We start from the raw sequence: 25,222 nt of genomic DNA, 5'->3' as shown, positions 1-25,222 counted from the left end.
TTTGTAAGAGGTAGTTAGCGTATGAAACTGAAGCTGAAAGTTAGGATATTACTTATTGTTAGTATTCTTATAGCAATCTTTATTTCTATATTGTTTTTCGTATTTGGGATATTTATTAATTCTAGTTTAGTAGCTCAGCAGTTAGATCTTATGCAAAATCTTATTGGAAATGTCAAAAATTCTTTAACCATTTATCTTTCTTCAATGGAAGAGAGAGTGAAAATTAACTCAATGTATTTAGACTCTTCATTTTTATTTGAATCCATTGCTAGAAGTAAGCCTAAGAGAATAGAAGCTATTTTAGATCAAATTGAGATCTTGGTTAAAACAGGCAGAGGTAATAACCTTATGATAACCAATAGAAAAGGTGAAATAATATTTACTACTGCTGTCAAAGATAATAGTGATTATGGCATTTCTGTTGCAGATAAAGAATACTTTCTTAAGTTAAGGGGCACTAGTTCTATTTATAATTCTTCTGTGCTTTTGGCAGATTCTGGGTCTGTTGAAGAAGTTTTGATGAGGGATATTTCTAAGATTAGGAATAAATCAGGACAAATTCCTTATTTATTAATAGGTGTTCCTTTAAGAGATCATAATACTAGCGATGTTTTTGGCTATTTTATGATCTTTTATGCTATCGATTATCTTTATAATTCATTTAAAGGTATTAGTTTTGGAGCATTGGGTAGCGGTCGTGTTATGGTATTTGACCAAACGGGATCATTTCTCATTCACCATACTTGGTTGCCTGGTGATAACTTTGTTGATGTTAATCCTTACTATAGTAGTGTCGTTAAGAGTACTTCTGAGGATTTAATTCAGAAAAATCAAGAAATTAGCTTTAGGAGTTATGTTGACCTTCATGGGCAAAAATTTGTTGGGTTTGCTCAGAGAGTAACATGTAATTTGTCTAATTTTTCGTTTATAGTGTATCTCAGAGCTAATGCTAATGATTTTTATTATATGACTAGACTTACTACTTTTATTTTAGGAATAAGTTTTGTAGTGACTTTAGTTATTCTTGGATTAGTTACTATTTATCTTGTAGGTAAACTCAGTGCTGTTTTAAATGGAATTTTGAGTTATTCTGGGAGACTTGCTTCTGGAGATTTTACTGTTTCAAGTTATTCTTTAGAATGGGAAACGTTAGAACTTCATGGGTTATATGAAGATTTGGAGCTTTTAAGGTCTAATTTTTCATCTGTTGTCAGAGGAGTTATTGAAAACCTTGATTATCTTTATGAAAATGCAATTCAGATAGCAAATGCGAGTCAAAATTTAAGTTCTGGAGCAGTTGAACAAGCGTCTACATTAGAAGAAATGACAGCAAATATTGAGCAGATATCTCAAGGTGTTACTGAGAATACCGATAATGCTTCTACTACTGAGAGTATTGCTGTTAACACTAATGAGAAGACCAGGGAGGGACATGAATCTGTTATTAAAGCCATTGAGGCGATGGAGGTGATTACAGATAAAATAGGTGTTATTGATGAGATAACAAGGCAAACCAATTTACTTGCTCTAAATGCTTCTATTGAAGCTGCTAGAGTAGGGGATAAGGGTAAGGGATTCGAAGTTGTTGCTGCTGAGGTTAGAAAGCTTGCTGATCAAAGCAAGGAGTCTGCTAGAGAAATTATTGATATTGCAAATAAAAGTTTTACTGTTGCAAGTAAAGCAGGTAATAATTTTGAGCAGATTGTTCCTGGAATGGAAAAAACGGCTGGACTTGTTAAGAATATTACTCGTGAAAGTTATAACCAGAGTAATCAAATTGAACAATTTAAGAATGCAATAGAACAAGTTAGTCAATTGGTTCAAACAACAGCATCAAGTAGTGAGGAACTCTCAGCAATGTCTGAGAGAATGTTAGATAGCGTTAAACATTTGAAGGAATCAGTAGATTACTTTAAGATTGATAAGTAATTTATAGGGATAATTTAAATTATCCCTATAAATAATGATTTTAAAAATATATTATATTAGTGTTTTAAGGATTTTAGCTCCGCCTAAGCATTCATCTTCTTGATAAAATATGCAAAATTGTCCCGGTGAAATTCCATAATCTTTTTCTTCTAGATCAACTTTTATAATATCATTTTTTAATATTTCTATTTTGCATTTTATTTTTTTCTCTCCATGTCTTATTTTGGCACTTAAGTCACTATTGTTTAATGGCTTGTTTATCCAGTTTGTTTTGTGAACTAAAAATTGTTGCTTTCCTTGTTTCAGGTAATTTGTACTATTTGAGATGTAAATGATGTTATTTTGAATATCCTTTTCTGTGACAAACCATGGGCCATGGCTGAGTTTGATACCTTTTCTTTGTCCAATTGTAAAGAACCAATATCCATTATGTGTTCCAAGTATTTTGCCTGTTTCTTGTTCGATAATATTACCTTTAAGTTCTCCTAAATGATATTTTATAAATTCATCATATTTGATTTTGCCAAGAAAACAGATTCCCTGACTGTCTTTTCTGTTTTTATTGGGCAAATCTATTTTTTGTGCTATTTGTCTTATTTCAGTTTTAAATAGGTTTCCTAATGGGAAATGCAGTTTTGATATTTGTTCGCTAGAGAGATGAGACAGAAAATAGCTTTGATCTTTTATTTTATCTTTGGCTTGTTTAAGTATGTAGTGATCATTTTTGTTTTCTATTTTAGCATAGTGTCCTGTGACAATTAAATCATAATGTTCGTTTATCTTATCAAAGAATGCACCAAATTTTATTCTTTGATTACAAAATATATCTGGACTTGGGGTATTACCAATTTTTAATTCTTCGATAGCATAAGTTACTACTCTCTTGTAATACTCGTCTTGTAAGCTAATGATTTCATATGGTACGTTAAATTTTTTACACACAGCCTCTACATAATTGATATCTTCTTTCCAAGGGCACTCTCCTATGTAGAAAAGTTCGTCTTCAAGCCAAATTTTTAGATAATAACACTTTATATTTTTATATCCTTTTTGTATCATTGTGTAAAGAGCCACAGAGCTGTCTACTCCACCAGATAGAAGTACTGCTATTTGCATAATTTGCTTCTCCTTTCATCATAGCATATTGAACTTTGATGTTTTTATGATCTATAGTATATTACTTGGTAATTATTTTTTTAATCGGGGGAAATTAATGAAAGTAGGTATTAGTGATATTAGAGTTTTTTTGCCTTTAAATTGTTTAAACTTGCATGTTCTTTTAAACAATTCTTTATATAATTCTGATGAAAATTTTTTTAAGAAATTTAATAGAGCAATTGATGCAACCCTTCAGAAAGCGTTTAGATTTACAAGTCCTAATGAAGACAGTGTTACAATGGCAAGCTCTGCTGTTAAGCTAATTTTTGATAATAATAATCTTGATTTAGATAAAATGAGAGTATTTTTAGGTGGAACTGAGACGGGTGTAGATTATTCAAAATCAATTTCATCTTATGTCTATGGAGCTTTGAAGTTAGCTGGTATTAATTTATCAAATAATTTCTTAACTTTTCAGGTCCAACATGCATGTGCAGGTTCTGCACTGTCTTTGCACAGTACTGCAAGTATTTTAAGTCATTCAGATAAATCTGAATATGGAATAGTATTTTCTAGTGATATTGCACATTATAGTAATCTTACTACAGCAGAGATTACTCAAGGAGCTGGAGCAACAGCAGTTCTTATTGAGCAAAATCCAAAAGTTTTATCTATTAATTTGTCTGAGTTTGGGGTTTATACTGATGATGTTGATGATTTTTTTAGACCATTCGGAAGTCTTGAGGCTAAGGTAAAGGGACGTTATTCTATTGACTGTTATAATAAGGCAAATGAAGAGGCTTTAGCAAATTTTGCATATAAGAAAAACATGAGTATTAAGGATTTATTTTCTAAATATAGGTTTATTTTACATGTACCTTTTGCACAAATGCCTATAGACTCAATGCATTATGTTTTAAAGAAATATTATAGTGAAGATGAATTTGAACGAAATGCTTATTTAGAATCAATAGACTTTTATGATTCTGTTGAGGCTTCTAAGGAGGTAGGAAATTTATATACAGGATCAATATTTTTATCTTTAATGTCTTATTTGAAGCGAGTATTTGCAAAAAAGGATATTAGTGGTGAGAGAATACTTTTTTGTTCTTATGGGTCTGGTAATATTATGGTTATTTATGAGCTTACAGTTGAAGAGAATGCTCATCGTGTTGTTAAGACCTGGGATATTGATAAAATGTTTTCAGTAAGACATGATGCAAATTTTGATGAGTATAGAGATTTTTTTGAAAATAGGATTGTTCCAGGTGAATCCCAAGGTTTTTATTTAAAGGAAATTAGAGAAGATGGATACCGGGTTTATGGGTATCGAGCCTAATATATTAAATAATAAAAAACGACAAATTGAAATTTGTTTAAATAAAGAGGATGTTAATAAAAGTGATAATCTTTTAAATTTTGTTAATTTAAAGCATGATGCACTTAGTGAGCTTGATTTTTGTGAGATAAATACAAGAGAGAGTATATTTGGTTATGATATTGCCATGCCTATTTTTATCTCATCAATGACAGGAGGCGTTAAAGAGGGTAATAAGCTGAATAAGTCTCTTGTTAAGATTGCAAATGATTTAAAAATTCCAATGAGTCTGGGATCCTTTAAGCTTATATTTAAATACCCTGAATATATTAAAGATTTTTCCTTAAGGAAGTATGCTCATAATATTCCTTTATTTTCAAATATTGGTGCTACTCAGTTAAGAGAATTTGGGATTTTTGAAATAGTTGAAGTGAATAGGAGACTTGAGGTTGATGCCATAATTGTACATTTGAATTCAGGTCAAGAATTAATGAATTTAAGAGGGGAGAGAAACTTTAGAGGGATTAAAGACTCAATTGCTAGGCTTTGTTCTTTATCAAATATTCCAGTTATTGTTAAAGAGACGGGCTTTGGAATTTCTCCCGATTCTGTTATCAGCTTGCTAGATCTTGGGGTTTCTTATGTTGATCTTGCTGGTAGTGGTGGAACTAACTGGGTTTTGGTTGAAGGAATTAAAGAGGAAAATTTGGATGTTGCGTCTTGTTTTGCTAACTGGGGCATATCGTCGGTTTTAACATTACTTAGTATTAAGGATTTTTTTAAAGATAGAGTTTTTGCATCAGGAGGATATGAGACTGGAATGGATATTGCCAAGGGCATTGCGCTTGGGGCTAAATTGGTAGGTATTGCAGCATCTATTCTAAGGGCTTTTTATTCGGGAGGGGAGAATGCTTTATATAACCTTTTAAAAGGTTATGAATATGTTTTAAAGATGTCTATGCTTTTAAGTAATAGTAAGGATTTGGCACAGTTTAGGTTAAATAAATATTTTTTAAGTCATCCGTTGCCGTTTAATGTTAAGAGCTTTAAAGATTTTTATGAGACTTAGTGAGAATTTTAGAAGTAAAAGTATTTTAGATAAAAAACGAGAGATAAAGAGTCTTTTGAAATTGAATCTTTGTGATTTTTTTTATGATTCTGCTGATGAAGATTTTCTTTGTCACATGATAGAGAATTATGTTGGTTATTTATCTTTGCCCATTGGCATTGTAAAGAATTTAAAGGTAAATGGCAAGTATTATACTGTACCTATTGCTACAGAAGAACCCTCAGTTATTGCTGCATTAAATTTGTCAGCTAAGATTCTTGAGCATGCTAATTTAAGTTATTCTGTGGGTGAGGTGTTAGGAATTGCTCAAATTTATATAAAAACAGATAAAGATTTAAGTGATATGTTTTTTGGTCTTTTTGAAAAGATTGATTTTTGGTCTAAGCCTCTTTTGCATAATATGGAACGTAGAGGCGGTGGATTTAGAAAACTTTCAACTAAGTTTATTAAGGAAATTGGTATTCAAAAATTAAATATCTATGTAGATGTTTGTGATGTTATGGGTTCAAATTTGCTAAATTCAATAGCTGAGAGAGTGGCTCATCATATTACTCTAGAGTTTGGGTATGAGTGTATTTTAAAAATTTTAAGTAATGATTCGAATGATTTTGCTATAAAAGCTAATTTTAAATTAAATGTTAATGATTTGCTTAAAGATAATGAAGAATCTTTAGTTTTGGCTCAAAATATTTCACTTATTTCTAAGATAGGGTTTTTTGAAGAAGAACGTGCTGTTACTAATAACAAAGGTATTATGAATGGCATAACAGGTTTATGTGTTGCTACACTTAATGATACAAGGGCTCTTGAGGCATGCATACATAAATTTGCTTCAAAAAGTGGTATATATTTGCCTCTTAGTAAATTTTATATTTCTGATGAAAATTTGATTGGAGAGATTGAATTGCCTTTACAGGTTGGTATTAAAGGAGGTTCTGCTGGTTCTCATAAAGCGGCTATATTGAGCTTTAAGATTATGGGGATTGATTGCAAAAAAGAGTTTATGGGTGTTCTCTCTTGTATTGGTCTTGCAAGTAATTTTGCGGCTCTAAGAGCACTTGCTTTTGATGGAATTCAGCGAGGACATATGAAGTTGCATGTTAATAAGATTTTATATTTTCTTGAAAGAGATTATACTATTTCTAGTGATGAGAGAGAAAAAATATTATTTAAAATGAGTGAGAGTGGAATTTATTCCCTTGATTTTGCTCTTAAAATTTTAGAGGATTTGAGAGCATAGTGTGAAGATTAGATGTAAGGTAAATCCTAGTCTGGCATTAATTAAGTATTGGGGAAAAAGAGATAAATTTTTAAATATTCCAGCTACTTCAAGCATTGCTATAAGTGTTGATAAATTTTATTCAATAAGTGAACTTGAATTGTCATGTAAGGATGAAATAATTTTAAATTCAAGGGTTGTTGTGTTGAGAGAGAGAGAAATAAATTTTTTTAACTATGCAAGAAAAATCTTAAATAAGCCAAATGTTGGGTTTAGGGTAATTAGTGAAAATAATTTTCCAACAGCCGCAGGACTTGCAAGTTCAAGCTCTGGTTTTGCATCTATTGCTGCTTGTATTTTAAGATATTTTAATCAATATTCTCATCAAAAAGCTTCACAGCTTGCAAGAATAGGTTCAGCATCAGCATCAAGAGCTATTTATGGTGGATTTACCTTTTTAAAGGAAGGTGCAAGGAGTGCATTTCAGTTGGATAGTTTTAATTGTTTTAGTGATTTATGCATAATATTTGCTATAGTTGATAGCAGGAAAAAAGAGATTTCTTCAAGGGTTGCCATGGAGATTTGCAAGCAAGAAAAATTTTATTGGAATGCGTGGATTGAATCAAGTCGGAATATATTTAAGGAAGCTTTGTATTTTCTTTTAAAAGGAGATTTTAATGAATTTGGCCTTAAAATTGTAAAGAGTTATCAGTGTATGTTTGCTTTAATGTTATCATCTTCCATTATTTATTTTAAGAGTAATACTATAGAATTAATCAAGTATATTGCCGATCTTAGAAGTAAAGGTATTCCTGTTTTTGAAACAATGGATGCTGGGCCGCAGGTTAAGGTGTTGTGTTTAAAGAAAGATTTGGAATTAATTTTGACTAAACTTACTAGCAATTTTAGAGATGTTAATTTTGTTGTTTCAAAAATTGGAAATGGTTTAGAATGGATATAATTAGTTTTTCAGTACCTGGTAATTTACTTTTGATGGGTGAATATTTTATTTTGGAAGAAGATGGTTTTGGTCTTGCAGTTGCAATAAAAGAAAGAGCTTATTTTTCTTTTAAACGAAGTGATACTTGGCGTTTTTTTGCTAAAAAAACCAAAATTGATGATTTTACTTTAATAGAAAATAATGATGATTTTGTTTTTAGGATGTTTAGGTATTTAAAACAGAAATATTTTACTAATTTAGAAGATTTTTCCTTTAATGTTTATATTGATACAAGTAATTTTTTTTTAAATAGTGGTGTAAAGAAAGGATTTGGTTCGAGTGCTGTTGTTGCTGTTGGGATTGTATGTGGAATTTTTTTGATTTTGAATAATGATAATTATTTTGTTAAAGATAAAATTTTTATGTATTGTCTAGAATCTTATAGGTATGCTCAAGGAGGTATGGGTAGTGGATATGATATTGCTACTAGTCTTTTTGGTGGGGTTATTCAGTTTAAGGGCGGAGATCTTCCTTCGTATGAGCGTTTAGAGAATATATGTTTTAATAATTTTTATTTAATGCGAGGTCCTAGTCCAGTTAAAACTACTAGTTCGATTATTAAGTATTATAAACATAAAAATTCTTTAATGAGTTTTATAAAAGATATTAATATTGTAATGAAAAAAATTATTCTTAATATTAACAATTCTTCTGATTGTTTATTATCTGGTTTGAAATTGGCAAAAAATATAGGATTAGACATTGGGGAAAAGATAGGCATTTCTGCTAATTTGCCTTTAAATCTTGCTTATCTTGAAAATGAATGTACTTTAATTAAGGCTTTGGGTGCTGGAAATGAGACTTTTTTAGTCTATGAGCCAAATTTTGAAGTTTTTGAACAATTTAATATTGAACCAATAGAGCTAGATTTAGATGGTGTTAAATTTCAGTAAATGTTTATAATAAAAAAGCCTTCTAAAATACTATTTTTAGGAGAACATAGTGCTGTATATGGTTTTCCAGTGATTGGTGCTACGATACCTTTTTATATGTACTTGGTTTATACGTTTTCTGATTCTTGGAAATATTTGGGAGTTCCTTCTTTAAAAATAGACGAGGTAATACATTTTATTAATAAGAGGTTTAATAAAGTTCGACCTATTGAATTTTTAATATTTTCCCAGATTCCAGTTGGATTGGGGTTTGGTTCTTCTGCTAGTCTTAGTTTATGTTTTGCTGAATATATTGTAAGTCATGATGAATATCGTACTTATGATAAAATTTTGTTGGCAAGGGAAATTGAAAATATTTTTCATGGAAGATCTTCTGGGATGGATGTTTTGCTTGTTGAGTTAGATGGAACTTTTTATTTAGAGAGAAAAAATGGGTCTTTCAGTTATCGAAGAATAGCATTTTGTAATTTTTATTTTTTGATTGGAGCAATCAGAAGGGAATGTACAACAAATAAAATCATATCTGATTTGAATTACAGAATTTCTCTTGATAATAGTCAATTTGAAATTATTGAAAAACTTGGTTGTATTGTTAAGAATTCTTATGTTGCTTTTAATAAACGCGATATTCTTTTATTGACGAATAATATTGATATTGCGAATAATTATTTAAATTCTTTGGGTTTATCTTCAGGTACGCTTGATTATGTAATAGAAAAAGGTAGACAATTTAAGGCTCTTTCTGGCAAATTGAGTGGTGCGGGTAGGGGTGGGGCTTTTATTTTGCTTTTTCAGGATAAAAATGATGCTAGCTTGTGCTTGGAGGAGTTAAGTAAAGATTTAGATAAGAATAATATTAACTTGATTTTTCCACTTAGAATATTCAAGTGTTAGAATATATAAAGGCATATACGAAAAGCGTTTTGATAAGCTAATAAATTACATGCTGTGTGGTGTTTTTTTATTAGCTTTATAGAAAACAGCATGCTTTAAGCCCAATTGAATAAAGTAATTTTGGGTTCAGAGGGATTCGAACCCCCGACATCCTGCTTGTAAGGCAGGCGCTCTGACCATCTGAGCTATGAACCCTTTTGATACTGAAAGACATTATATAAAATAAGTTTGATTTATGTCAATTTATTCAGAATTTTTCTCCGAAAAGAACTACAAATATGTTTTTTTTATCTTTTGTTCGTAGTACATATCCTCCTATTTTACTTGTGTTTTTATTTAAAAGAGCTTCTTTGTGTTTTTTGCTTGTAAGCCAGGCTCCAGTTACATCTTTGACATCCATCCCTGCTGCTAAAATTTCTATTATTCTACAAAAGTATTTATCATGTTTTTTGACTCTTTGCATTGGAGTTGTGCCAAAGAGTGTATGAGTTAATACTTTATTTTCATTAAGATTTATTGCATATTCTTTTGCCACTATTTCAAGAGTTTTATCTATTTTTAGCTTTTCTAAGTGTAGATCATTTCTTAATTGGTGAATTGATGAATAAAGAAATTCTAAGTCTTCATTTATACCTAAGAGTGTAAATTGACTTGTAAAAATTAAAATAATAGAAATAAATTTTTTTTGCATAATAAGCCTACTTATACTAAAATAATATCATTATAACATATATTTAATTATTTTAAGTAGGAGAATGATATGTCAAATCATTTAAATTATGCGAAGCATTTAAATTATTTGAAGGCGGATGATTTAGATAAAATAAATTTAAAACTTCAAGAATTATTAGCAGGACTCCATGTTTTTTATGCTAATTTGAGAGGTATTCATTGGAACATAAAAGATGTTAATTTTTTTGTAATTCATAAAAAAACCGAAAAACTTTATGATTATGTTGCAGAGGTTATCGATATTCTAGCTGAGCGAACTAGAGCACTTGGGTATGATTCTGAGTTTAGATGTTCTGAATTCATTAAAAAATCATTCATTAATGAAATTAGTTTAGATATCACTTCAAGTTTTGAACCTTCAATTAGAAGTATTGTTTGTAATCTTAATGACATTCTTAAAAATATGTCTAAGATAAGGTGTTTTGTTGATAGCACATCTGATTATGGAACGGCTAATATTTTGGATGATATTATTGTTTCTTTTGAAAAGTATTTATGGATGTACAGATCTTTGTTATGTTATTGTGAGTCTTCATTTCATGATAAAGGGTTGGTGTAGTGAAAAACATTAATCTTGTGCTTTGATGTAAAAAATACTTTTTAATATTTGTTTTGTATGTCTTAATTAAATATAATTATGATTTAATTGAAGAAAGCTATAGCTATGATCTATAGCTTTTATAGTGTTTGAGGGCTTTATGGAAATTAGAAATATTGGGATTATGGCACATATTGATGCTGGTAAAACTACTACTACAGAAAGAATTATATATTATACTGGTAGAACTCATAAGATAGGTGATGTTGATTCTGGCAATACTATTACTGATTGGATGGCACAAGAACAAGATAGGGGTATTACAATTAGCTCTGCTGCTATTACTTGCTATTGGAAGAATCATCAGATAAATATTATTGATACTCCTGGGCATGTGGATTTTACAGCTGAGGTTGAAAGATCCCTTCGTGTTCTTGATGGAGGGATTGTTGTTTTTAGTGCTGTTGATGGAATTCAGGCACAAACCGAAACGGTTTGGAAACAGGCATCAAAGTATGATATTCCAAGACTTGCTTACGTTAACAAGATGGATCGTGTAGGAGCGAATTTTTTTAAAGTAGTTGAGGACATCAAAAATAAATTTGGCATAGTTCCGATAGTTTTACAAATTCCAATTGGGAGTGAGAATAATTTTGAAGGAATCATAGATATTATTCGCAATAAAGAATTGTATTTTGAACTTAGGGATGGCAAACCTATTGTGCTTGAGAGTGTGGTTCGTGAAGAATTTATTGAAAATGTTAAAATTTTCAGGAAAAATTTAATAGATTCTATTAGTAATTTTAGTGACAAAATTACTAAACTTTTTCTTGAAAATTCTGTTATTGATGATTCACTTATAATTGAAGAGATTAGAAGATGCACTATTAGTGGTTTTATTATTCCTGTTTTGATGGGAACTAGTCTTAAAAATATTGGTATAGAACCTTTAATAGATGCAGTTGTGGATTATCTTCCAAGTCCTTTTGAAAAAAAAATTAGTTCTTATTCTTTAAAAACAGATAGAAGTGTATTAATTGATCCTAGAGATGAAAAAAGGTTATCTGCACTTGTGTTTAAGGTTCAATATTGTAGTGCAATTGCTGCACATCTTTATTTTATTAGGGTATATTCAGGAGCACTTAATTCGTCTAAAAGGGTTGTTAATATTGCTAAAAATAAACGTGAAAAATTTACAAGGATTTTTCGGGTTTTTTCAAATAAAAATGAGCAAATTGATGAAGTCAAAGCAGGAGATATTGGTGCAATTATTGGGCTTAAATATTCTACAACGGGAGATACTCTTGTTGAGGAAGGTAATGAGGTTGTGCTTGAGCCTTTAGTATTTCCAGAACCAGTTGTCTTAATATCTATTGAGCCAGAGAAAGCATCTGATGATGTTAGGCTTAAAGAAGCTCTTGAAATTATTGCTAAAGAAGATCCTACTTTTAGTTATAAAGAGAGCAAAGAAACAGGACAATTATTGGTGTCTGGAATGGGAGAACTACATCTTGAGATTATTATTATGAGAATTAGAGATGATTTTAAGCTTAATGTTTATACAGGTAAACCCCAAGTAAGCTATAGGGAGAGTTTAAGTTCGACAGTTAATGATATATTTGAGTTTGTTAATATATTTGCAGGTAAGGAACTGAATTTGAAAATTGGGATGATTGTTAGTCCTTTGGTACGAGGTGAAGGAAATAAAATAGAATTTGAGTGCGATATTGAGCCTTTGTTTAAGGCTGCGATATTAAGGGGTATAACTTCTTCCTTTTCAAGTGGCATTATTGGATATCCGATTATTGATGCGGGAATTAAGATTATTTCATTGGATTATGATAAGTCCAAGGTTAATGAGTCTGTCATTGAGTCAGTATCGGGTTTTGCTTTTAATGAATTTTTTAAAAGGGCAAATCCTATTAAGCTTGAGCCAATAATGATGTTAGACATTAGAACTCCTATTGAGTATACTGGAGAGGTTATTTCTACATTGAATTTTATTGGTGGAATGATTCATTCTATTAGTAACATTGAGGATTATGAGATAATTAAAGCCGAAGCGGCTTTTGAAAAACTTTTTGGGTATACTTCTATTTTAAGAAGCGCTACTAAAGGCAGAGGGGTTTTTACCATGGAATTTTCATACTTTAAAGAAAAATGTGAGTGATCATTTTTCTTTAAATATTTGTAAGTCAATTTATGCACAAGTTTATGTCTTTAAATTATAAGGTACATGTTTGTTTGATATTTTATTTTTTCTATTTTTTTTGAAGTTTTAGCAGTTATGTCTTTTGTTTATGAGCTTTAAAATTTGTATTTTAATATTTTGTTGAATTATTTCAATTATTAAAAAATATTTTTTTTGTCTTGTAAGTGCTACTAGAATATTATGGTAATTTTTTGATATTATGTCTTATTATTAATATTTTTTTATTTTAAAAATAAAGGAGGTTTTGTTATGCAGGGTGAGAACATGGTTTCAATTAGAGGTGGTAATAGAAAAAAAATACTCCTTAGCTTAAAGAATATGCAATATTCAAGGACAGATTTGGCACGTAAATTATCATTGACAAATGCGGCTGTGACGATTCTTACTAATCATATGATCAAGGAGAATATTTTAGTTGAAGTTGGTTCAAAGGAATCAGGAATCAAAAAGCATGGACGAAAAGAAATACTTCTTGATATTAATAAAGATTTTGCATATTCGATGGGAGTAATTATTTCAAGTAATTATTTTCAAATAGGAATTGCAAACCTTAAATGTGAGGTTTTAATAAGTGAGACTTATTCTTTTGAACCACCAGTTAGCGCTTATGAGATCTTGGAAAAAATTAAAGATCATATGATTGAAATTATCTGGAAACATAATTTTTCAAGGGATAAATTTATTGGGTTGGGATTTAGTATTACTGGTATAATTAAGGATAAGGAATCTGGCATTGTTAATGATAGTCATGGTGCATGGATTGAGAAAGATGTGCCTGTTAAGGCTATATTAGAAGAATATTTTTCGCTTACAGTGTATCTTGAGAGTTATGTTAAAAATCTTTCTCTTGCTGAATTTATGGGTAAGAATGTAGATAACATCATGTTTTTCGATTATACAGATACCGCTGAGCTTTCTATTTGGTCTGGTGGTAATGTTTATGCTGGATTTAATAATAAATCTGGTATGGTTAGTCATATGGTAATTGATTATGGAGGAGAGAAAAATTGTCCTACATGTGGAAATAAGGGGTGTGTTAATATGTTGATATCTAATTTTGCACTTCAGCGTTTGATTTCAAAAGAGTTTATGAATGGAGAAATTCCTGAGCTTTATGACAAGTATGAGAGTAGGCTTAAAAAAGTTACGATATATGACATTTTTGCTCTTCATGATAAATATGAGTTTATACATAGAATAATGGAAAATACGGTAAAATACTTGGCAATAGTTATTATTAATATTCAAAGGGTTCTTGATTTTAATTATTTAGTGCTTTATGGACAAAGTTTTAAACTTAAGAGTTTTTTTGATTTATTAAAAAAAGAGATAAAAAGGTTGAATAAAGAGAGCATAATATTAAAGCTTAGTTCTCTAGATACTGAAGTATCTGTTGTTGGACCTGCTTCTAGTGTTATATTCAATAAATTCTATTTGACTGGAGGAGATATTGATTAATATTTCCTTTTTTTGTATTGTATATTTTGTAGGATTTTTTACAAATGAAGGTGATTTTTAGTGTTTGAGAATTTAGGTACGGGTTTTAGAGATTTTGTAAAGTATATCTCTGGAAAATCTGTGATAAATGAGAAAAATATTGAAGCAGCCGTTGACACTATTAAGAGGGCCTTAATTGAAGCTGATGTTAATTTAAGAGTTGTAAGACGTTTTATAAATTCTGTGGTCGAAGATGCAAAGGGGATTAAAGTTTTAAGAAATATTGATCCTAAGTCTCAGTTTATTAAGATTGTTAATGATAAACTTATAAATTTCTTGGGCGATAAGCATTCTGAGCTCGTTTTAGGTCCTGTTAACAAATTATCATGTATTCTTATGCTTGGCCTTCAGGGTTCTGGGAAAACTACAACATGTGCAAAACTTGCAATACGACTTAAATCAGAGAATCGGAAAGTTCTTCTTGTAGCTGCAGATACTTTTAGAGCGGCGGCGATTAATCAGTTAAAGATTTTGGGTATGCAAGTTGGTGTTTCTGTGTTTTTTCTTGAGGGTGAGAGTGATCCTATTAAAGTTGTGAAAAAATCCATTGAATATGCTAAAATAGAGCTTTTTGATACTGTAATAATAGATACTAGAGGGCGTCTTGAGGTTGAAGATTTATTATTAAGAGAGATAATAGAGATAAGGGATATTGTGTCTCCTACGGAGACAATATTAGTTGCAGATGCAATGACGGGTCAGAGTGCTGTAAATATTGCTAAAGAATTTAATGATAGTGTTGGGATTACGGGTGTAATTTTTACAAAATTTGATTCTGATGCTAGAGGTGGTGCTATATTATCACTTAAGACTATTTGTGGAGCACCTATTAAATTTGTTGGAGTTGGAGAAAAACCTGAGGATCTTGATGTTTTTTATCCAGATAGAGTTGCTTCACGAATTCTTGGTATGGGAGATGTTGTTAGTCTTGTTGAAAAGGCTCAAAGTGTTATAGATAAAGAAGAGGCCTTACGACTTGAAGAAAAATTTAGGAAAGCCAACTTTAATTTTGAGGATTATTTAAATCAGTTTAAATATATGCGTAATATGGGTGGAATTTCTAGTTTGATAGGGATGTTTCCGGGTGTTTCATTAGAAATGTTAAATGGTAGTATTGATGAAAGAGAACTTAAAAGGGAAGAGGCAATCATTTTGTCTATGACTAAAAAAGAGAGGTTAAATCCTGTGATTTTAAATAATCCTTCAAGAAAGAAAAGAATAGCTTTGGGAAGTGGAACAACAATTTTTGAGGTAAACAAGTTTATGAAAAAATTTAGTCAGTCTGTTTTGATGATGAAAAAAATGAAAAATAAGAGTTTTCAAAGTAAGATAGCATCTCTTTTTGGAGATAAAGGAGGAATGGTAAATTGAGTGTTAGGATAAGATTAAAGAGGATGGGGGCAAAAAAGAGGCCTTATTATCGAATTGTGGTCATAGATTCTGCTTCGCCTAGAGATGGACGAGCCATTGAAGAGCTTGGGTATTATCATCCTGTTGAAAAGCAAAGTCAAGTCAAAATCAATGAGAATAAGTTTAGAGATTGGATAGGCAAAGGAGCTATTCCAAGTGATACGGTTAAAAAAATTTTGAATAAAAATAATTTTAAAGTTGAGAGTTAGGAGGACTTAATGAAAGAGTACGGTAATGAAATTGAGCTTATAGAATTTGTAGTTAAATCTCTTGTAGATAAAAGAGATGAGGTTAAGTTAAATATAGTTGAAGGTGAGAAGTCGACTATTTTAGAATTAAGAGTTTCTGCGAATGATGTTGGAAAAATAATTGGGAGGAGAGGACGCATTGCAAGGGCTATTAGGACACTTCTTAGTGCTTGTGCTGCAAAAACAAATAGGAGAGTTCAACTAGAAATTTTGGACTAATTTATGTTTGTAAAAGGCATAATATTGTCATCTTATGGAATTAATGGATATGCTAAAGTCAAGAGCATATCCAATGGTTTTGATGATTTTTTTGATTTAAAGGGTAATAAATTAGTTTTAAAAAAGGAATGTTGCTCTTCAATTGAGGTTAAAGTTGAAGACGTATCTTTAATGAATCATTCATTATTATTGAAATTTGAAGAATTTAGTACTCCTGAGCCTATCAAAGATTTAATCGGCTTCGAGTTATGGGTCAATGATGAATTTGCATCTAAATTGGAAGAGGATGAGTATTACTTTGGTGATCTTATTGGTTATAAGCTTGTTAATAATGGAAAAGAATTGGGAGTTGTTGTATCTTTTTTTGAGTGTGTTGCGTCAATTCTTCTTGAAGTTAAAGTTGGAAGTAAATTATTTTTTGTTCCCTTTTTAAATATTTATCTTGGAGATATTGATCAAGAATTGAAAACTATTGAGCTTAAGGTATTAGATCTCTTAAAATGAAAATCACTATTCTCTCTTTATTTCCTTCAATCATTACTCCATTTTTTGAAAATTCAATAATGAAAAAAGTTATAACTAAAGGCATCATCAGTTGTGAAGTCATATCTATTCGTGATTTTTCTGATGATAAACATAAAAGGTGCGATGATATTCCTTATGGTGGGGGTGTGGGTATGGTTTTAAAAGCTCAGCCTATCTCTGCTGCTCTTGATTATGTAAATGCAAGAGCAAAAACCACGATATTTGTAAGTCCGTCTGGGTTGAAATATAATCAAAAATTGGCTTATGACTTGTCAAAGAAGAATGAACTTGTTATAATTTGTGGGAGATACGAAGGGCTTGATCAACGTATAATTGATTTGTATGTTGATTTTGAAATTTCAGTTGGGGATTATGTATTATCTTCAGGTGAGGTTGCTGCTCTTGTCATAATAGATAGTGTATATAGATTGTTAGAGGGTGTAATAAATCCGAATTCCTTGCTTGAGGAATCTTTCAGTTGTGAGTGTGGCTTGCTTGAGTATCCTCACTATACTAGACCTTATGAATTTAAGGGATTAGAAGTTCCTAATGTGCTTCTTTCAGGTCATCACGAGGAAATAAGAAAATGGCGATTTATGAAGTCTATTGAAAAAACAAAGAAAAATAGATATGATTTGTACCTTAAATATTTGGAAATGAGAGGAGAAAATGATGGATTTAATAAGAAAAATTGAGGCTAAAGGAAAGAGAGCAGAAAGTTTTGATTTTAGGGTAGGAGATACTATACGTGTTAGTTATAAAATAATTGAAGGCACTAACGAGAGAATTCAAAATTTTGAGGGTCTTGTTATATCTATTCAAAATAAAGGTATTGGACAAACTTTTTTAGTTAGAAAAATTTCTTCAGGAATTGGAGTTGAGAAAATTTTTCCTATGCATTCACCTATTATAGAAAAGGTTCAAGTGTTAAAGCGAGGTAAGGTAAGGCGAGCAAAACTTTACTATATGAGAGATAGAATTGGTAAAGCCGCTATGAAGGTGAAAGAGCGTCTTGATATTAAGAAGCTTAAATAATATTCAAGTATCTAAAATTACTTTAAACAAAAAGTTTCCTTTAAATGGAACATTGGAAATTATTAAGCTCCTTGGTGTTAATAAATGGCTTGTATCTTTTTTAGGCAATTATTTTGAAGTAAAGGGTAGTTTGCCATTAAAAGTTGGTTTTAAGTATTTTGCTAAGATGGTTAGTACTTCGGGTAATTTTTTGATTCATGTTAATTATGCATCTATATTTAGAGATTTAGATTTATTTGAAATTGATGATAAGTTTGTATTTAAACTAAGAGGTAATTCTTTAGATCAAAACACTAAAAAATTGTTTAGGAATATTTTTGCTGATATAAAAGATGAGTTTGTTTTAAAGTTTCTTTTAACTTTGTATGATCAAATTATAACAGAACAGGATTTTATGCAAATTTATAATTATTTTGGTAATAAATTAAGAATAAGAGAACATGATAATAAACTGCCAATTTTTATTGAAAACGATAATAATTTTATTATTTCAATTCCCTTTAAATTTATGGAAGGTAGTGGTTTGTTATTTTTATTTTCTTATAAAGATTTAGAAATGGTTTATAAGTGGAGTTTTGTTTATTTTTTTAATGAACAAGAAAAAATTATTTGTGAGGTTAATCATTTCGGATCTGATTCTAAATTAAGAATATATGCAGATTTTGATTTAAAAAATATTGTTAGAGAGCTGAGAAGTTTTCTTTTTTGTTATAATATAACTGATATAAAAATATTAGATTCAATTCAAGAATTTGAAGATTTTGATTGTGAAGTAATAGTAGCTAAAAGTATTGATTATAAGATATGAGTGGAGAAAAATTAGCTTTATTGGTTAAATATGATACTAAATTTCCAGCGCCTTTTATTTTGGCTAAGGCCAGGGGAGAGAAGGTTTTACGTATAAAGGAGCTTGCGAAGCGAGAGGGTATTCCTATTGTAGAGGATAAATATTTATCTGAGAGCTTGTTTTTAGTTAATGAGGGTGATTTTATTGATTCTAAATATTTTAAAGTAATTGCATATGTTTTATCTGTTGTTTATAAATTGAAGAGTGAGAAATTATGAATAGTAGACAAATTGGAAATCGTGGGGGGGGTACTTAGAAATATTTGCTTGAAAATCTTAATAATTTTTATTTTATAGAGGTAAAATCTTGAAATGTTTATCCATTAAAAATTTAGGATATTCAATTAATGGAAAAAATGACAAGTATGGTAAGTACAGTATTAGGGTATATCACATTTAGTGATTTGAGGTCATTTGTAATGTTTTTTTGACATTGTGTTTAATTTTAAGAGATTACTTATTTGTCTTATATAGTTTAGGGAGATAGCATTGAAGTCTGATCAAAATAAAGCTTATGGTAATTATTTTAGAAAGGTAAAGAAGGTTCCTTATTGGAAAGTAAGAAAAGTAAAATCTGAGCTTAAGAAACAAAATGCTGTGGATTTGAATGCTAATGATAATAAATCTGTGGGTACTAACTCTAATGACCAAAAGAATTATAAGGGTAATAAACAAAAATGTTTTGGTAAAGATCGAAGATTGCGTATAAGGTTTAAAGAAGTATGTCCTATTTGTGAAAAACCTATCAGGGATATTCTTTCTTGTATATCTATGAAGTTGAATGGTGAAGATAAACCTATACATTTTGAATGTGCTATTGATAAATTGAAGTCTGAAAATGAGCTTTTTAAGAATGAAAGTTTATTGTATAGGGGTGTTGGTAAATTTTTTGTTATTGATAAGTCTGTTAGAGGAAACAGTTTGGCTTTTAAGATAGTCAGGGAAATTGATTTTGAAAATTTAGAGAGTTGTCCTAGTTGGCGAAAAAAAATTCTTCAAGATATGAATAAAGGATTTAAATTTTATTAATTATGAGGGTAGCATTATTTCCTGGGTCATTTGATCCTATTACTTGGGGACATATTGACTTAGTGAAAAGAGCATCATTAATTTTTGATAAGGTTATTGTTCTTGTTGCTAATAATAGTGCTAAGAGTTATTTGCTTAGTGATATTGAGAGATATGAACTTACTTTTGATGTTATTGCATCTTTAGGATGGTCAAAAATTTTTGTAGATAAGTATGATGGAATTATTTTGGATTATGCTTTAAAAAATGATATTGGTTTTATTGTTAGGGGTGTTAGGGCTTTTCATGATTTTGAATATGAATTTGAAAGATATGTTGTTAGTAACAAGCTTAGTCCTTCAATAGACATAGTATTTTTACCAAGTAGTGATAAATATCTGTTTGTAAGGTCAGATCTTGTTAAAGAATTGATAAAGAATAAGAATTTTGATCTCTCAAATTTTATTCCGGATTTAGTGCAAAAAAAGTTGAAATCTAAATTTATTGACAAATTATCTTAATAATATATATATTATTAAGATATGTTTGTTTATGTTTAAGGAGACAAAGAGATGGCTGTTCCAAAATTTAAGCCTTCAAAGTCTAGAAGTAGGACGAGGCGTAGTATAAATATGAGGAAAAAAATACCTCAATTTCAAGAGTGTTCAAATTGTGGTAATCTTGCATTAAGACACAGAGTATGTGTGAAGTGTGGTTATTATAGAAATAGTCAATATTTAGAATTAGGATTGTAGTTTGAACGAGGAATGTTTATTTATGGAGCAAAGTGAGATTTTTAAAAAAGTTAGGTCTATCATATCCGAGCAGCTTGATAAAAAAGAGGATGAAATTACTATGGAATCTAGGTTTGTTGAGGATCTCGGTGCAGACAGTCTTGATATTTATGAACTTTTATATTTACTTGAGGAAGCATTTGATGATAAAATTCCAGAAAATGAGGCTAGTGAATTTGAGACTGTAGGAGATGTTGTTGCCTTTATTGAGAAAAAAAAGGATTAGATATCATGAGTTCTGCTGTAATGAAGTTGGATACAGATCGGAGAAAAAAATTAGATGAGTTTTTAATGGGTTTGAATATTGATTTTAATGATATTAATTTGCTAAATATGTCTTTAAGTCATTCGTCATATGCAAATGAATTTGACCAAAAATATGCTAATAATGAAAGATTAGAGTTTTTAGGAGATTCTGTTCTTAATCTTATTATTACAGATTATTTATATAGATTTTATCCTGAAAAGAGTGAAGGTGAACTTAGTAAAGCCAGATCTTATATTGTTAGTGAAGAATCTCTATCTAGTATCGCTCGAGAACTTAACCTTGGTAGCTATATTTTGCTTGGTAGGGGCGAAGAGAATAATGATGGACGCAATAAGAAGGGTATTCTTGCAGATGCTATTGAGGCTTTTGTTGGTGCACTTTATCTTGATGGTGGATTTTTAAAGGCTTTGAATTTTGTTATAGAGCTTTTTGAGGTTCACATAAGGTTGATGTTTAATCGTGGTGATTTTAAAGATTATAAAAGTCTTTTGCAAGAATATGTTCAAAAGAAATATAAAATTTCTCCCACTTATAAGTTGGCTAAAGAATTAGGTCCTGATCATAATAAGATTTTTTGTGTTGAACTTTATGTTAATGATAAATTTATATCTAATGGTAAGGGAAAGTCTAAAAAAGAGGCTGAGATGATAGCAGCTGAGATGGCACTTAAAAATATTGCAAATATTGCTCTTTAATTTTTTTGATTAAAATCTCTTTTTTGTTTAATTTGGGATTGGTTAATACTTCTCTTAATAGGTAGTCAAGAATTTTTCCAATATTTTTGTTTTCTGTTAATTTAAGGTTTTTGATATCGTTGCCATTTATTTTTAGTTCTTTTAAGGATAAGGGATCTTTTAGTAGTTTTTTGCTTCTTATTTTATTTATTATAAATTTAATTTTGTGATCTTTTCCTTTAAGAGCTTTATATATGTCGAGTATTTCCTTATAATTTTCTCTGGTAGCTTTGCTTAAAAAGGTTCTTATATCATGTAATTTTTTAATTTTTAGAGTGTTGATTTCATTAATGACGGTTTTATATATTAGTATTAATTTAATGTCTTTATTTGAAAATCGAAGTGATTTTAAATTTTTTATTAAAGATGATATATCTTTTTTTATTGTAAGAATAACCATTGCTTTTAAATAAAATTTATTTTTGTTTAAAAGAGTAATTTTATTTTTTAATTTTTTGTTTACTTCTATGTTAAAAAAGTATTTGAAGAAATCTATTTTTTGTAGATAATTGATTCCTTTTATTGGATTTTTTCCTTCTAGAAGTTTAATAAGTTCATTGTTTATTCTTTCTTTTGATAGGAATAGGATGTTTGCTTTTTTATATTTCATGGAAATTAATGTATTTTTATCGATTGTGAAATCAAGTGTGGATGCAAATCTTGCAGCTCTGAGTATTCTGAGAGCATCTTCTTCAAATCTTTTGTTTGGGTCCCCTATACATCTTATTATTTTTTTGTTAAGGTCTTGTTTTCCGTTATAACAATCTATTATTGCATAGTTAAGTATATTCATTGCGATTGAGTTTATTGTAAAATCTCTTCTTTGAAGATCTTCATTTAAGTTTTTTGTAAATTTTATGTTTTTAGGGGCTCTTTTGTTTTCATAGTCTATGTCTATTCTGTAAGTTGTGACTTCAAAAATTTTTTTATTAAAAATTATGCTTATTGTACCATGTTTTATTCCTGTTTGCAGATTGTTTGGAAATAGTTGCATTATTTCTTCTGGAGTTGCATTTGTTGCAAAGTCAAAATCATAAGGTATTTTTTTAAGAATTAAATCCCTTAAAGCACCTCCTACTAGGAAGAATTCATAATTATGATTATTGAAGATTTTACTAATTTTTATTATGTCTTTAGTATTAATTCCTAGATTCATATAGAAATATATTATAGTTGAAATATTATTTTTTCTAAGGTGAAAATATAATTTTAGTTTATTCTTAAAATATCATAAAATAATATTTATTTGATGTACATTTAAATATTTATAAATGGGGTTTTATGAACAAGAGTAATGTTAGTATATATGATTCTATTGATAAGCTTTCAAAGGATTCAAGGGCTAAATTGATAAGAGAGATTAAAAAGAATCTAAGCCTAAATTCTTCAGTGTTGTCTGAAAACAATTCTAATTATTTATATTCAGATGTTGCTATGCAAATTGATGATTTTTTGTCTGAAAAATTCATGGAAGAGTCATTTTGGGTGAAAATATGGGTATATATCTTAAAATTTTTTCAAAAAGATAAGACTAAAGAGGATATTTATAAAATGCATCTTCTAAAAAGATTAGAAGATCATGTTAATAATATGTATAAAAATACTGTGATAGATTTTAAAAAAGGATATCTACGTATAGGGTTTGTAGAAATGTTTTTTGAACTTTATTGCTATTTAGTTAAGCTTAAAGGGTATTTTAAGATGTTAGAGAAAGGAAATATTGTTGAACAAGCAATGTTTGAAGTTATTCACAGTAAAATTCCTAGTTCTCAGTGTAAGGTAGAAGATTTTTTGGAACCTGAGGAGTATGAACAATTCTTGAAAAAAGATAAAACCCAAGATGAATTAGAAGAGATTATTAAAATAAAAATTGGTAATTATATTGCTTCAATTCCTCTACAAATTTATGCAGTTGTAGAGGATATGTTTGAATTTTTTTATGTTCTAAATAGTATTGCGTTTTTCCCTTATAGATCTTTTTTTTCTTTTTTTAATGTTGAGCCTTTAGACGATATGGGTAATTTTGATGTTTTCGATCTTGATAAGACAGTTAGTACCAGTTTTGAGAGTGTGAGTAAGTATTTTAAATGTTTCTTTGAGATTTTGCATACATTAAAAGATATTGAAGTAAATGAAGATGTTCTGAAAATTATTGTTAAAAATTATTTTTTAATAATAAAATCAAATGCGAATAGTATTTTAAGTGAAGAGAGTCTTTTAGGAATTGATTCTATGTTTAAAGATATTTTGGATATTATGACAAAAATCATTAGCTTATCAAAAACTTTGCCTTATTTAGATGTTTTTAAAATTTATTATGAAAATCCTGTTTTAAAGCCTAAAAATTATGTTCCTTGTTTTGATGTAAAAAGTTTTTATGAAAATATTTTATTTTTAAATGTTACTGAGCAGCTTGTTAAAAACTATGCTAAGTCTTTAACAATACTTGTGAATAGAGAACTTAAAAATTTAATTGAAAATTATAGTGTTATTATTAATCTAGATAGCATAATTTTTAAGGGAATGGAGCTTGAATATTCAAATTTTAAAAAACTTTACTTTCTCAATGAATTCTTTAAATATATTTATGACATAAAAATAATAGAAATATTGAGAACCGTAAATAATGTAGTACTTGTCAATAATACCGACTTAAGAAGTTTGTATATTAAGATTGAGAGAAATATAAGTGTGCTGAGGAAAAAAGTTTATGATTTGTATTTTGAGCTTAATTATAAAAATGAAGAGTATGAGCAATATAACAAAGATTATGATAGTGATGATTCTTATAGAGATAAAATTTTGGAATGGTGCTTGAGGGAGGTTGAGACTGTTAAAGGTTTGGTTTTTGAGTTTATGGGTTATTTTATTGATCTTAAGGAGAAGTACATTGCTCTTTTAGAGAATGGTAATGCTTTTATACAAAGTACTCTTAATATTTCTCATAAATTGTCTACGGAAGATAATGCGAAGGTCAGTTTAGGTTATGTTATTGCTAATGTTTTGTTTATAATTAAACAATCTCTTTTTATACTTGAAAATTTATAGGTTGTTATGAAAAACTCTAATGTAAACGATTTAAGGTTATTGTTAATTTTGATTAGAGTTTTAGTAATAATTTTATTTTTTAATTCTGTACTTAGTTTGTTTATGTTTTTAGCAGGTGCTTATAATGTTTTTAAGTATTCTTTTCAAAAATTTTCACTTGAATTTGCGATTGTATTAAGTACTATTTCTTTTGGACTTGAGGCTATGAGATTAATTTTTTATTTGTTTAGAAGAAAGAGGATTAAACATTATATCATTTTGGTTTTTAGTTTTATTATTTGTTTTTGTGCTTTTTTTTTAAAATTTTTCTTTTTCTTGAAACATAATTTGCTTATTTTAATCTTGCTATTGACTAATATATTTTATTTTTATAAACTAACCATTAGCTTTATTATGCCGACTTAGCTCAGCTGGCTAGAGCAGCGGTCTTGTAAACCGCAGGTCGTCGGTTCGAGTCCGACAGTCGGCTTTTAGGGGCGGTACCGAAGTGGTTAACCGGGGCAGACTGTAAATCTGTTGGCATCGCCTACGTGGGTTCGAATCCCACCCTCCCCAATTTGAAATTGAGATTTAGCCAGATATTTTGTGAGGTTTAATTTTTTTTGTTTGATTATTTGAGATACAACTTTGATGTTGTGCTTTTTAAATATTTTCGCATTTATTATAGTAAAATTTTAATTAATGTTTG

The 25,222-nt window shown here is 29.3% G+C and carries 27 protein-coding genes, 3 tRNA genes and 1 pseudogene; 27 read left to right on the top strand and 4 right to left on the bottom strand.

Annotated elements, in window-relative coordinates; all coding sequences use genetic code 11:
* The first annotated feature begins 27 nt into the window (after nucleotides 1-27).
* The gene (locus tag R5397_RS00940; RefSeq protein ID WP_421623041.1) at nucleotides 28-1,929 is read left to right on the top strand and encodes a methyl-accepting chemotaxis protein; all 1,902 of its coding nucleotides are present in this window, start codon (nucleotides 28-30) and stop codon (nucleotides 1,927-1,929) included.
* 51 nt (nucleotides 1,930-1,980) lie between these two features.
* Here the strand turns inward: R5397_RS00940 and mnmA are convergent, their stop codons facing one another.
* On the bottom strand, nucleotides 1,981-3,045 hold the full coding sequence (gene mnmA / locus R5397_RS00935) for a tRNA 2-thiouridine(34) synthase MnmA (RefSeq protein ID WP_421622574.1): 1,065 nt from the start codon (nucleotides 3,043-3,045) through the stop codon (nucleotides 1,981-1,983).
* Between the two features lie 97 nt (nucleotides 3,046-3,142).
* Here mnmA and R5397_RS00930 point away from each other — a divergent pair, with 97 nt between their 5' ends.
* From R5397_RS00930 to mvk, 6 genes are read left to right on the top strand one after another with little or no spacing between them, the layout of a single operon-like run.
* Nucleotides 3,143-4,366: a hydroxymethylglutaryl-CoA synthase gene (locus R5397_RS00930; protein ID WP_421622573.1), complete on the top strand. Its 1,224-nt coding sequence runs from the start codon at nucleotides 3,143-3,145 to the stop codon at nucleotides 4,364-4,366.
* Nucleotides 4,350-5,414, top strand: a complete 1,065-nt coding sequence (fni, locus tag R5397_RS00925; protein WP_421623040.1) for a type 2 isopentenyl-diphosphate Delta-isomerase — start codon at nucleotides 4,350-4,352, stop codon at nucleotides 5,412-5,414. Before R5397_RS00930 ends, fni begins: the two co-directional genes overlap by 17 nt.
* Nucleotides 5,404-6,654: a hydroxymethylglutaryl-CoA reductase, degradative gene (locus R5397_RS00920; RefSeq protein WP_421623039.1), complete on the top strand. Its 1,251-nt coding sequence runs from the start codon at nucleotides 5,404-5,406 to the stop codon at nucleotides 6,652-6,654. Before fni ends, R5397_RS00920 begins: the two co-directional genes overlap by 11 nt.
* A 1-nt stretch (nucleotide 6,655) precedes the next feature.
* Nucleotides 6,656-7,594: a diphosphomevalonate decarboxylase gene (mvaD, locus tag R5397_RS00915; protein ID WP_421622572.1), complete on the top strand. Its 939-nt coding sequence runs from the start codon at nucleotides 6,656-6,658 to the stop codon at nucleotides 7,592-7,594.
* Nucleotides 7,585-8,526 carry a phosphomevalonate kinase gene (locus R5397_RS00910; protein WP_421622571.1) on the top strand — a complete coding sequence of 314 codons (942 nt, stop codon included), beginning with the start codon at nucleotides 7,585-7,587 and terminating at the stop codon, nucleotides 8,524-8,526. Before mvaD ends, R5397_RS00910 begins: the two co-directional genes overlap by 10 nt.
* Nucleotides 8,527-9,420, top strand: coding sequence for a mevalonate kinase (mvk, locus tag R5397_RS00905; protein WP_247065859.1), 894 nt, complete (start codon nucleotides 8,527-8,529; stop codon nucleotides 9,418-9,420).
* Between the two features lie 121 nt (nucleotides 9,421-9,541).
* On the opposite strand, the gene R5397_RS00900 is transcribed toward mvk, so the two are convergent.
* Nucleotides 9,542-9,615, bottom strand: a tRNA-Val gene (locus tag R5397_RS00900).
* 52 nt (nucleotides 9,616-9,667) lie between these two features.
* Complete coding sequence (locus R5397_RS00895) at nucleotides 9,668-10,111, bottom strand: CAP domain-containing protein (RefSeq protein ID WP_421622570.1); 444 nt, start codon at nucleotides 10,109-10,111, stop codon at nucleotides 9,668-9,670.
* 69 nt (nucleotides 10,112-10,180) lie between these two features.
* Here R5397_RS00895 and R5397_RS00890 point away from each other — a divergent pair, with 69 nt between their 5' ends.
* From R5397_RS00890 to rnc, 16 genes are all read left to right on the top strand, one after another.
* Complete coding sequence (locus R5397_RS00890; protein ID WP_421622569.1) at nucleotides 10,181-10,711, top strand: Dps family protein; 531 nt, start codon at nucleotides 10,181-10,183, stop codon at nucleotides 10,709-10,711.
* A gap of 139 nt (nucleotides 10,712-10,850) precedes the next feature.
* Nucleotides 10,851-12,860 (top strand): elongation factor G, encoded by a 2,010-nt coding sequence (gene fusA / locus R5397_RS00885; RefSeq protein ID WP_421622568.1) that lies wholly within the window; start codon nucleotides 10,851-10,853, stop codon nucleotides 12,858-12,860.
* Between the two features lie 291 nt (nucleotides 12,861-13,151).
* On the top strand, nucleotides 13,152-14,360 hold the full coding sequence (locus R5397_RS00880; protein WP_247065867.1) for an ROK family protein: 1,209 nt from the start codon (nucleotides 13,152-13,154) through the stop codon (nucleotides 14,358-14,360).
* Between the two features lie 60 nt (nucleotides 14,361-14,420).
* On the top strand, nucleotides 14,421-15,770 hold the full coding sequence (gene ffh, locus R5397_RS00875; RefSeq protein ID WP_421622567.1) for a signal recognition particle protein: 1,350 nt from the start codon (nucleotides 14,421-14,423) through the stop codon (nucleotides 15,768-15,770).
* Nucleotides 15,767-16,018, top strand: coding sequence for a 30S ribosomal protein S16 (gene rpsP / locus R5397_RS00870; RefSeq protein ID WP_247065871.1), 252 nt, complete (start codon nucleotides 15,767-15,769; stop codon nucleotides 16,016-16,018). Before ffh ends, rpsP begins: the two co-directional genes overlap by 4 nt.
* 9 nt (nucleotides 16,019-16,027) lie before the next feature.
* Nucleotides 16,028-16,276: a KH domain-containing protein gene (locus R5397_RS00865; protein ID WP_247065873.1), complete on the top strand. Its 249-nt coding sequence runs from the start codon at nucleotides 16,028-16,030 to the stop codon at nucleotides 16,274-16,276.
* A 3-nt stretch (nucleotides 16,277-16,279) separates the two neighbouring features.
* On the top strand, nucleotides 16,280-16,780 hold the full coding sequence (rimM, locus tag R5397_RS00860) for a ribosome maturation factor RimM (protein WP_421622566.1): 501 nt from the start codon (nucleotides 16,280-16,282) through the stop codon (nucleotides 16,778-16,780).
* On the top strand, nucleotides 16,777-17,496 hold the full coding sequence (gene trmD / locus R5397_RS00855) for a tRNA (guanosine(37)-N1)-methyltransferase TrmD (RefSeq protein ID WP_247065878.1): 720 nt from the start codon (nucleotides 16,777-16,779) through the stop codon (nucleotides 17,494-17,496). Before rimM ends, trmD begins: the two co-directional genes overlap by 4 nt.
* Nucleotides 17,474-17,836, top strand: coding sequence for a 50S ribosomal protein L19 (rplS, locus tag R5397_RS00850; protein ID WP_247065879.1), 363 nt, complete (start codon nucleotides 17,474-17,476; stop codon nucleotides 17,834-17,836). The genes trmD and rplS overlap by 23 nt, the downstream gene beginning before the upstream one ends.
* Nucleotides 17,814-18,644 carry a hypothetical protein gene (locus R5397_RS00845; RefSeq protein ID WP_421622565.1) on the top strand — a complete coding sequence of 277 codons (831 nt, stop codon included), beginning with the start codon at nucleotides 17,814-17,816 and terminating at the stop codon, nucleotides 18,642-18,644. Before rplS ends, R5397_RS00845 begins: the two co-directional genes overlap by 23 nt.
* Nucleotides 18,641-18,901, top strand: a complete 261-nt coding sequence (locus tag R5397_RS00840; protein WP_421622564.1) for an EscU/YscU/HrcU family type III secretion system export apparatus switch protein — start codon at nucleotides 18,641-18,643, stop codon at nucleotides 18,899-18,901. The genes R5397_RS00845 and R5397_RS00840 overlap by 4 nt, the downstream gene beginning before the upstream one ends.
* A gap of 270 nt (nucleotides 18,902-19,171) precedes the next feature.
* Nucleotides 19,172-19,711 (top strand): hypothetical protein, encoded by a 540-nt coding sequence (locus tag R5397_RS00835; protein WP_421622563.1) that lies wholly within the window; start codon nucleotides 19,172-19,174, stop codon nucleotides 19,709-19,711.
* A gap of 2 nt (nucleotides 19,712-19,713) precedes the next feature.
* Nucleotides 19,714-20,211 carry a pantetheine-phosphate adenylyltransferase gene (gene coaD / locus R5397_RS00830; protein WP_421622562.1) on the top strand — a complete coding sequence of 166 codons (498 nt, stop codon included), beginning with the start codon at nucleotides 19,714-19,716 and terminating at the stop codon, nucleotides 20,209-20,211.
* Between the two features lie 51 nt (nucleotides 20,212-20,262).
* Nucleotides 20,263-20,445, top strand: a complete 183-nt coding sequence (gene rpmF, locus R5397_RS00825; protein ID WP_247065888.1) for a 50S ribosomal protein L32 — start codon at nucleotides 20,263-20,265, stop codon at nucleotides 20,443-20,445.
* A gap of 22 nt (nucleotides 20,446-20,467) precedes the next feature.
* The gene (acpP, locus tag R5397_RS00820; protein ID WP_247066327.1) at nucleotides 20,468-20,710 is read left to right on the top strand and encodes an acyl carrier protein; all 243 of its coding nucleotides are present in this window, start codon (nucleotides 20,468-20,470) and stop codon (nucleotides 20,708-20,710) included.
* Nucleotides 20,711-20,715: 5 nt separating this feature from the next.
* Nucleotides 20,716-21,447, top strand: coding sequence for a ribonuclease III (rnc, locus tag R5397_RS00815; protein ID WP_421622561.1), 732 nt, complete (start codon nucleotides 20,716-20,718; stop codon nucleotides 21,445-21,447).
* Here rnc and R5397_RS00810 read toward each other — a convergent pair.
* Nucleotides 21,419-22,642, bottom strand: a complete 1,224-nt coding sequence (locus R5397_RS00810) for a CCA tRNA nucleotidyltransferase (RefSeq protein ID WP_421622560.1) — start codon at nucleotides 22,640-22,642, stop codon at nucleotides 21,419-21,421. The genes rnc and R5397_RS00810 overlap by 29 nt on opposite strands.
* A 125-nt stretch (nucleotides 22,643-22,767) precedes the next feature.
* Between R5397_RS00810 and R5397_RS00805 the strand changes: the two genes are divergently transcribed.
* From R5397_RS00805 to R5397_RS00790, 4 genes and pseudogenes are all read left to right on the top strand, one after another.
* Nucleotides 22,768-24,534, top strand: coding sequence for a hypothetical protein (locus tag R5397_RS00805; protein WP_421622559.1), 1,767 nt, complete (start codon nucleotides 22,768-22,770; stop codon nucleotides 24,532-24,534).
* A 6-nt stretch (nucleotides 24,535-24,540) separates the two neighbouring features.
* Nucleotides 24,541-24,843, top strand: a pseudogene (locus R5397_RS00800) (hypothetical protein); the annotation flags it as partial.
* Between the two features lie 86 nt (nucleotides 24,844-24,929).
* Nucleotides 24,930-25,003: transfer RNA gene (locus tag R5397_RS00795), tRNA-Thr, on the top strand.
* Between the two features lie 4 nt (nucleotides 25,004-25,007).
* A tRNA-Tyr gene (locus R5397_RS00790) sits at nucleotides 25,008-25,089 on the top strand.
* Nucleotides 25,090-25,222: the final 133 nt, after the last annotated feature.

Source organism: Borrelia sp. MN22-0132 (assembly GCF_049201035.1).
Taxonomy (GTDB): domain Bacteria; phylum Spirochaetota; class Spirochaetia; order Borreliales; family Borreliaceae; genus Borrelia; species Borrelia puertoricensis.
This window is presented reverse-complemented; position numbering and strand designations above follow the sequence as displayed.

What these genes read in the sequence shown, in the direction of transcription:
- mnmA (WP_421622574.1), bottom strand. Translation starts at nt 3,045, where the DNA reads ATGCAAATAGCAGTACTTCTATCTGGTGGAGTAGACAGCTCTGTGGCT.
- R5397_RS00805 (WP_421622559.1), top strand. Translation starts at nt 22,768, where the DNA reads ATGAACAAGAGTAATGTTAGTATATATGATTCTATTGATAAGCTTTCA.
- fusA (WP_421622568.1), top strand. Translation starts at nt 10,851, where the DNA reads ATGGAAATTAGAAATATTGGGATTATGGCACATATTGATGCTGGTAAA.
- R5397_RS00880 (WP_247065867.1), top strand. Translation starts at nt 13,152, where the DNA reads ATGCAGGGTGAGAACATGGTTTCAATTAGAGGTGGTAATAGAAAAAAA.
- rnc (WP_421622561.1), top strand. Translation starts at nt 20,716, where the DNA reads ATGAGTTCTGCTGTAATGAAGTTGGATACAGATCGGAGAAAAAAATTA.
- R5397_RS00895 (WP_421622570.1), bottom strand. Translation starts at nt 10,111, where the DNA reads ATGCAAAAAAAATTTATTTCTATTATTTTAATTTTTACAAGTCAATTT.
- R5397_RS00865 (WP_247065873.1), top strand. Translation starts at nt 16,028, where the DNA reads ATGAAAGAGTACGGTAATGAAATTGAGCTTATAGAATTTGTAGTTAAA.
- R5397_RS00810 (WP_421622560.1), bottom strand. Translation starts at nt 22,642, where the DNA reads ATGAATCTAGGAATTAATACTAAAGACATAATAAAAATTAGTAAAATC.
- coaD (WP_421622562.1), top strand. Translation starts at nt 19,714, where the DNA reads ATGAGGGTAGCATTATTTCCTGGGTCATTTGATCCTATTACTTGGGGA.
- R5397_RS00840 (WP_421622564.1), top strand. Translation starts at nt 18,641, where the DNA reads ATGAGTGGAGAAAAATTAGCTTTATTGGTTAAATATGATACTAAATTT.
- R5397_RS00910 (WP_421622571.1), top strand. Translation starts at nt 7,585, where the DNA reads ATGGATATAATTAGTTTTTCAGTACCTGGTAATTTACTTTTGATGGGT.
- rplS (WP_247065879.1), top strand. Translation starts at nt 17,474, where the DNA reads ATGGATTTAATAAGAAAAATTGAGGCTAAAGGAAAGAGAGCAGAAAGT.
- R5397_RS00920 (WP_421623039.1), top strand. Translation starts at nt 5,404, where the DNA reads ATGAGACTTAGTGAGAATTTTAGAAGTAAAAGTATTTTAGATAAAAAA.
- mvk (WP_247065859.1), top strand. Translation starts at nt 8,527, where the DNA reads ATGTTTATAATAAAAAAGCCTTCTAAAATACTATTTTTAGGAGAACAT.
- R5397_RS00890 (WP_421622569.1), top strand. Translation starts at nt 10,181, where the DNA reads ATGTCAAATCATTTAAATTATGCGAAGCATTTAAATTATTTGAAGGCG.
- R5397_RS00930 (WP_421622573.1), top strand. Translation starts at nt 3,143, where the DNA reads ATGAAAGTAGGTATTAGTGATATTAGAGTTTTTTTGCCTTTAAATTGT.
- acpP (WP_247066327.1), top strand. Translation starts at nt 20,468, where the DNA reads ATGGAGCAAAGTGAGATTTTTAAAAAAGTTAGGTCTATCATATCCGAG.
- fni (WP_421623040.1), top strand. Translation starts at nt 4,350, where the DNA reads ATGGGTATCGAGCCTAATATATTAAATAATAAAAAACGACAAATTGAA.
- rpmF (WP_247065888.1), top strand. Translation starts at nt 20,263, where the DNA reads ATGGCTGTTCCAAAATTTAAGCCTTCAAAGTCTAGAAGTAGGACGAGG.
- trmD (WP_247065878.1), top strand. Translation starts at nt 16,777, where the DNA reads ATGAAAATCACTATTCTCTCTTTATTTCCTTCAATCATTACTCCATTT.
- rimM (WP_421622566.1), top strand. Translation starts at nt 16,280, where the DNA reads ATGTTTGTAAAAGGCATAATATTGTCATCTTATGGAATTAATGGATAT.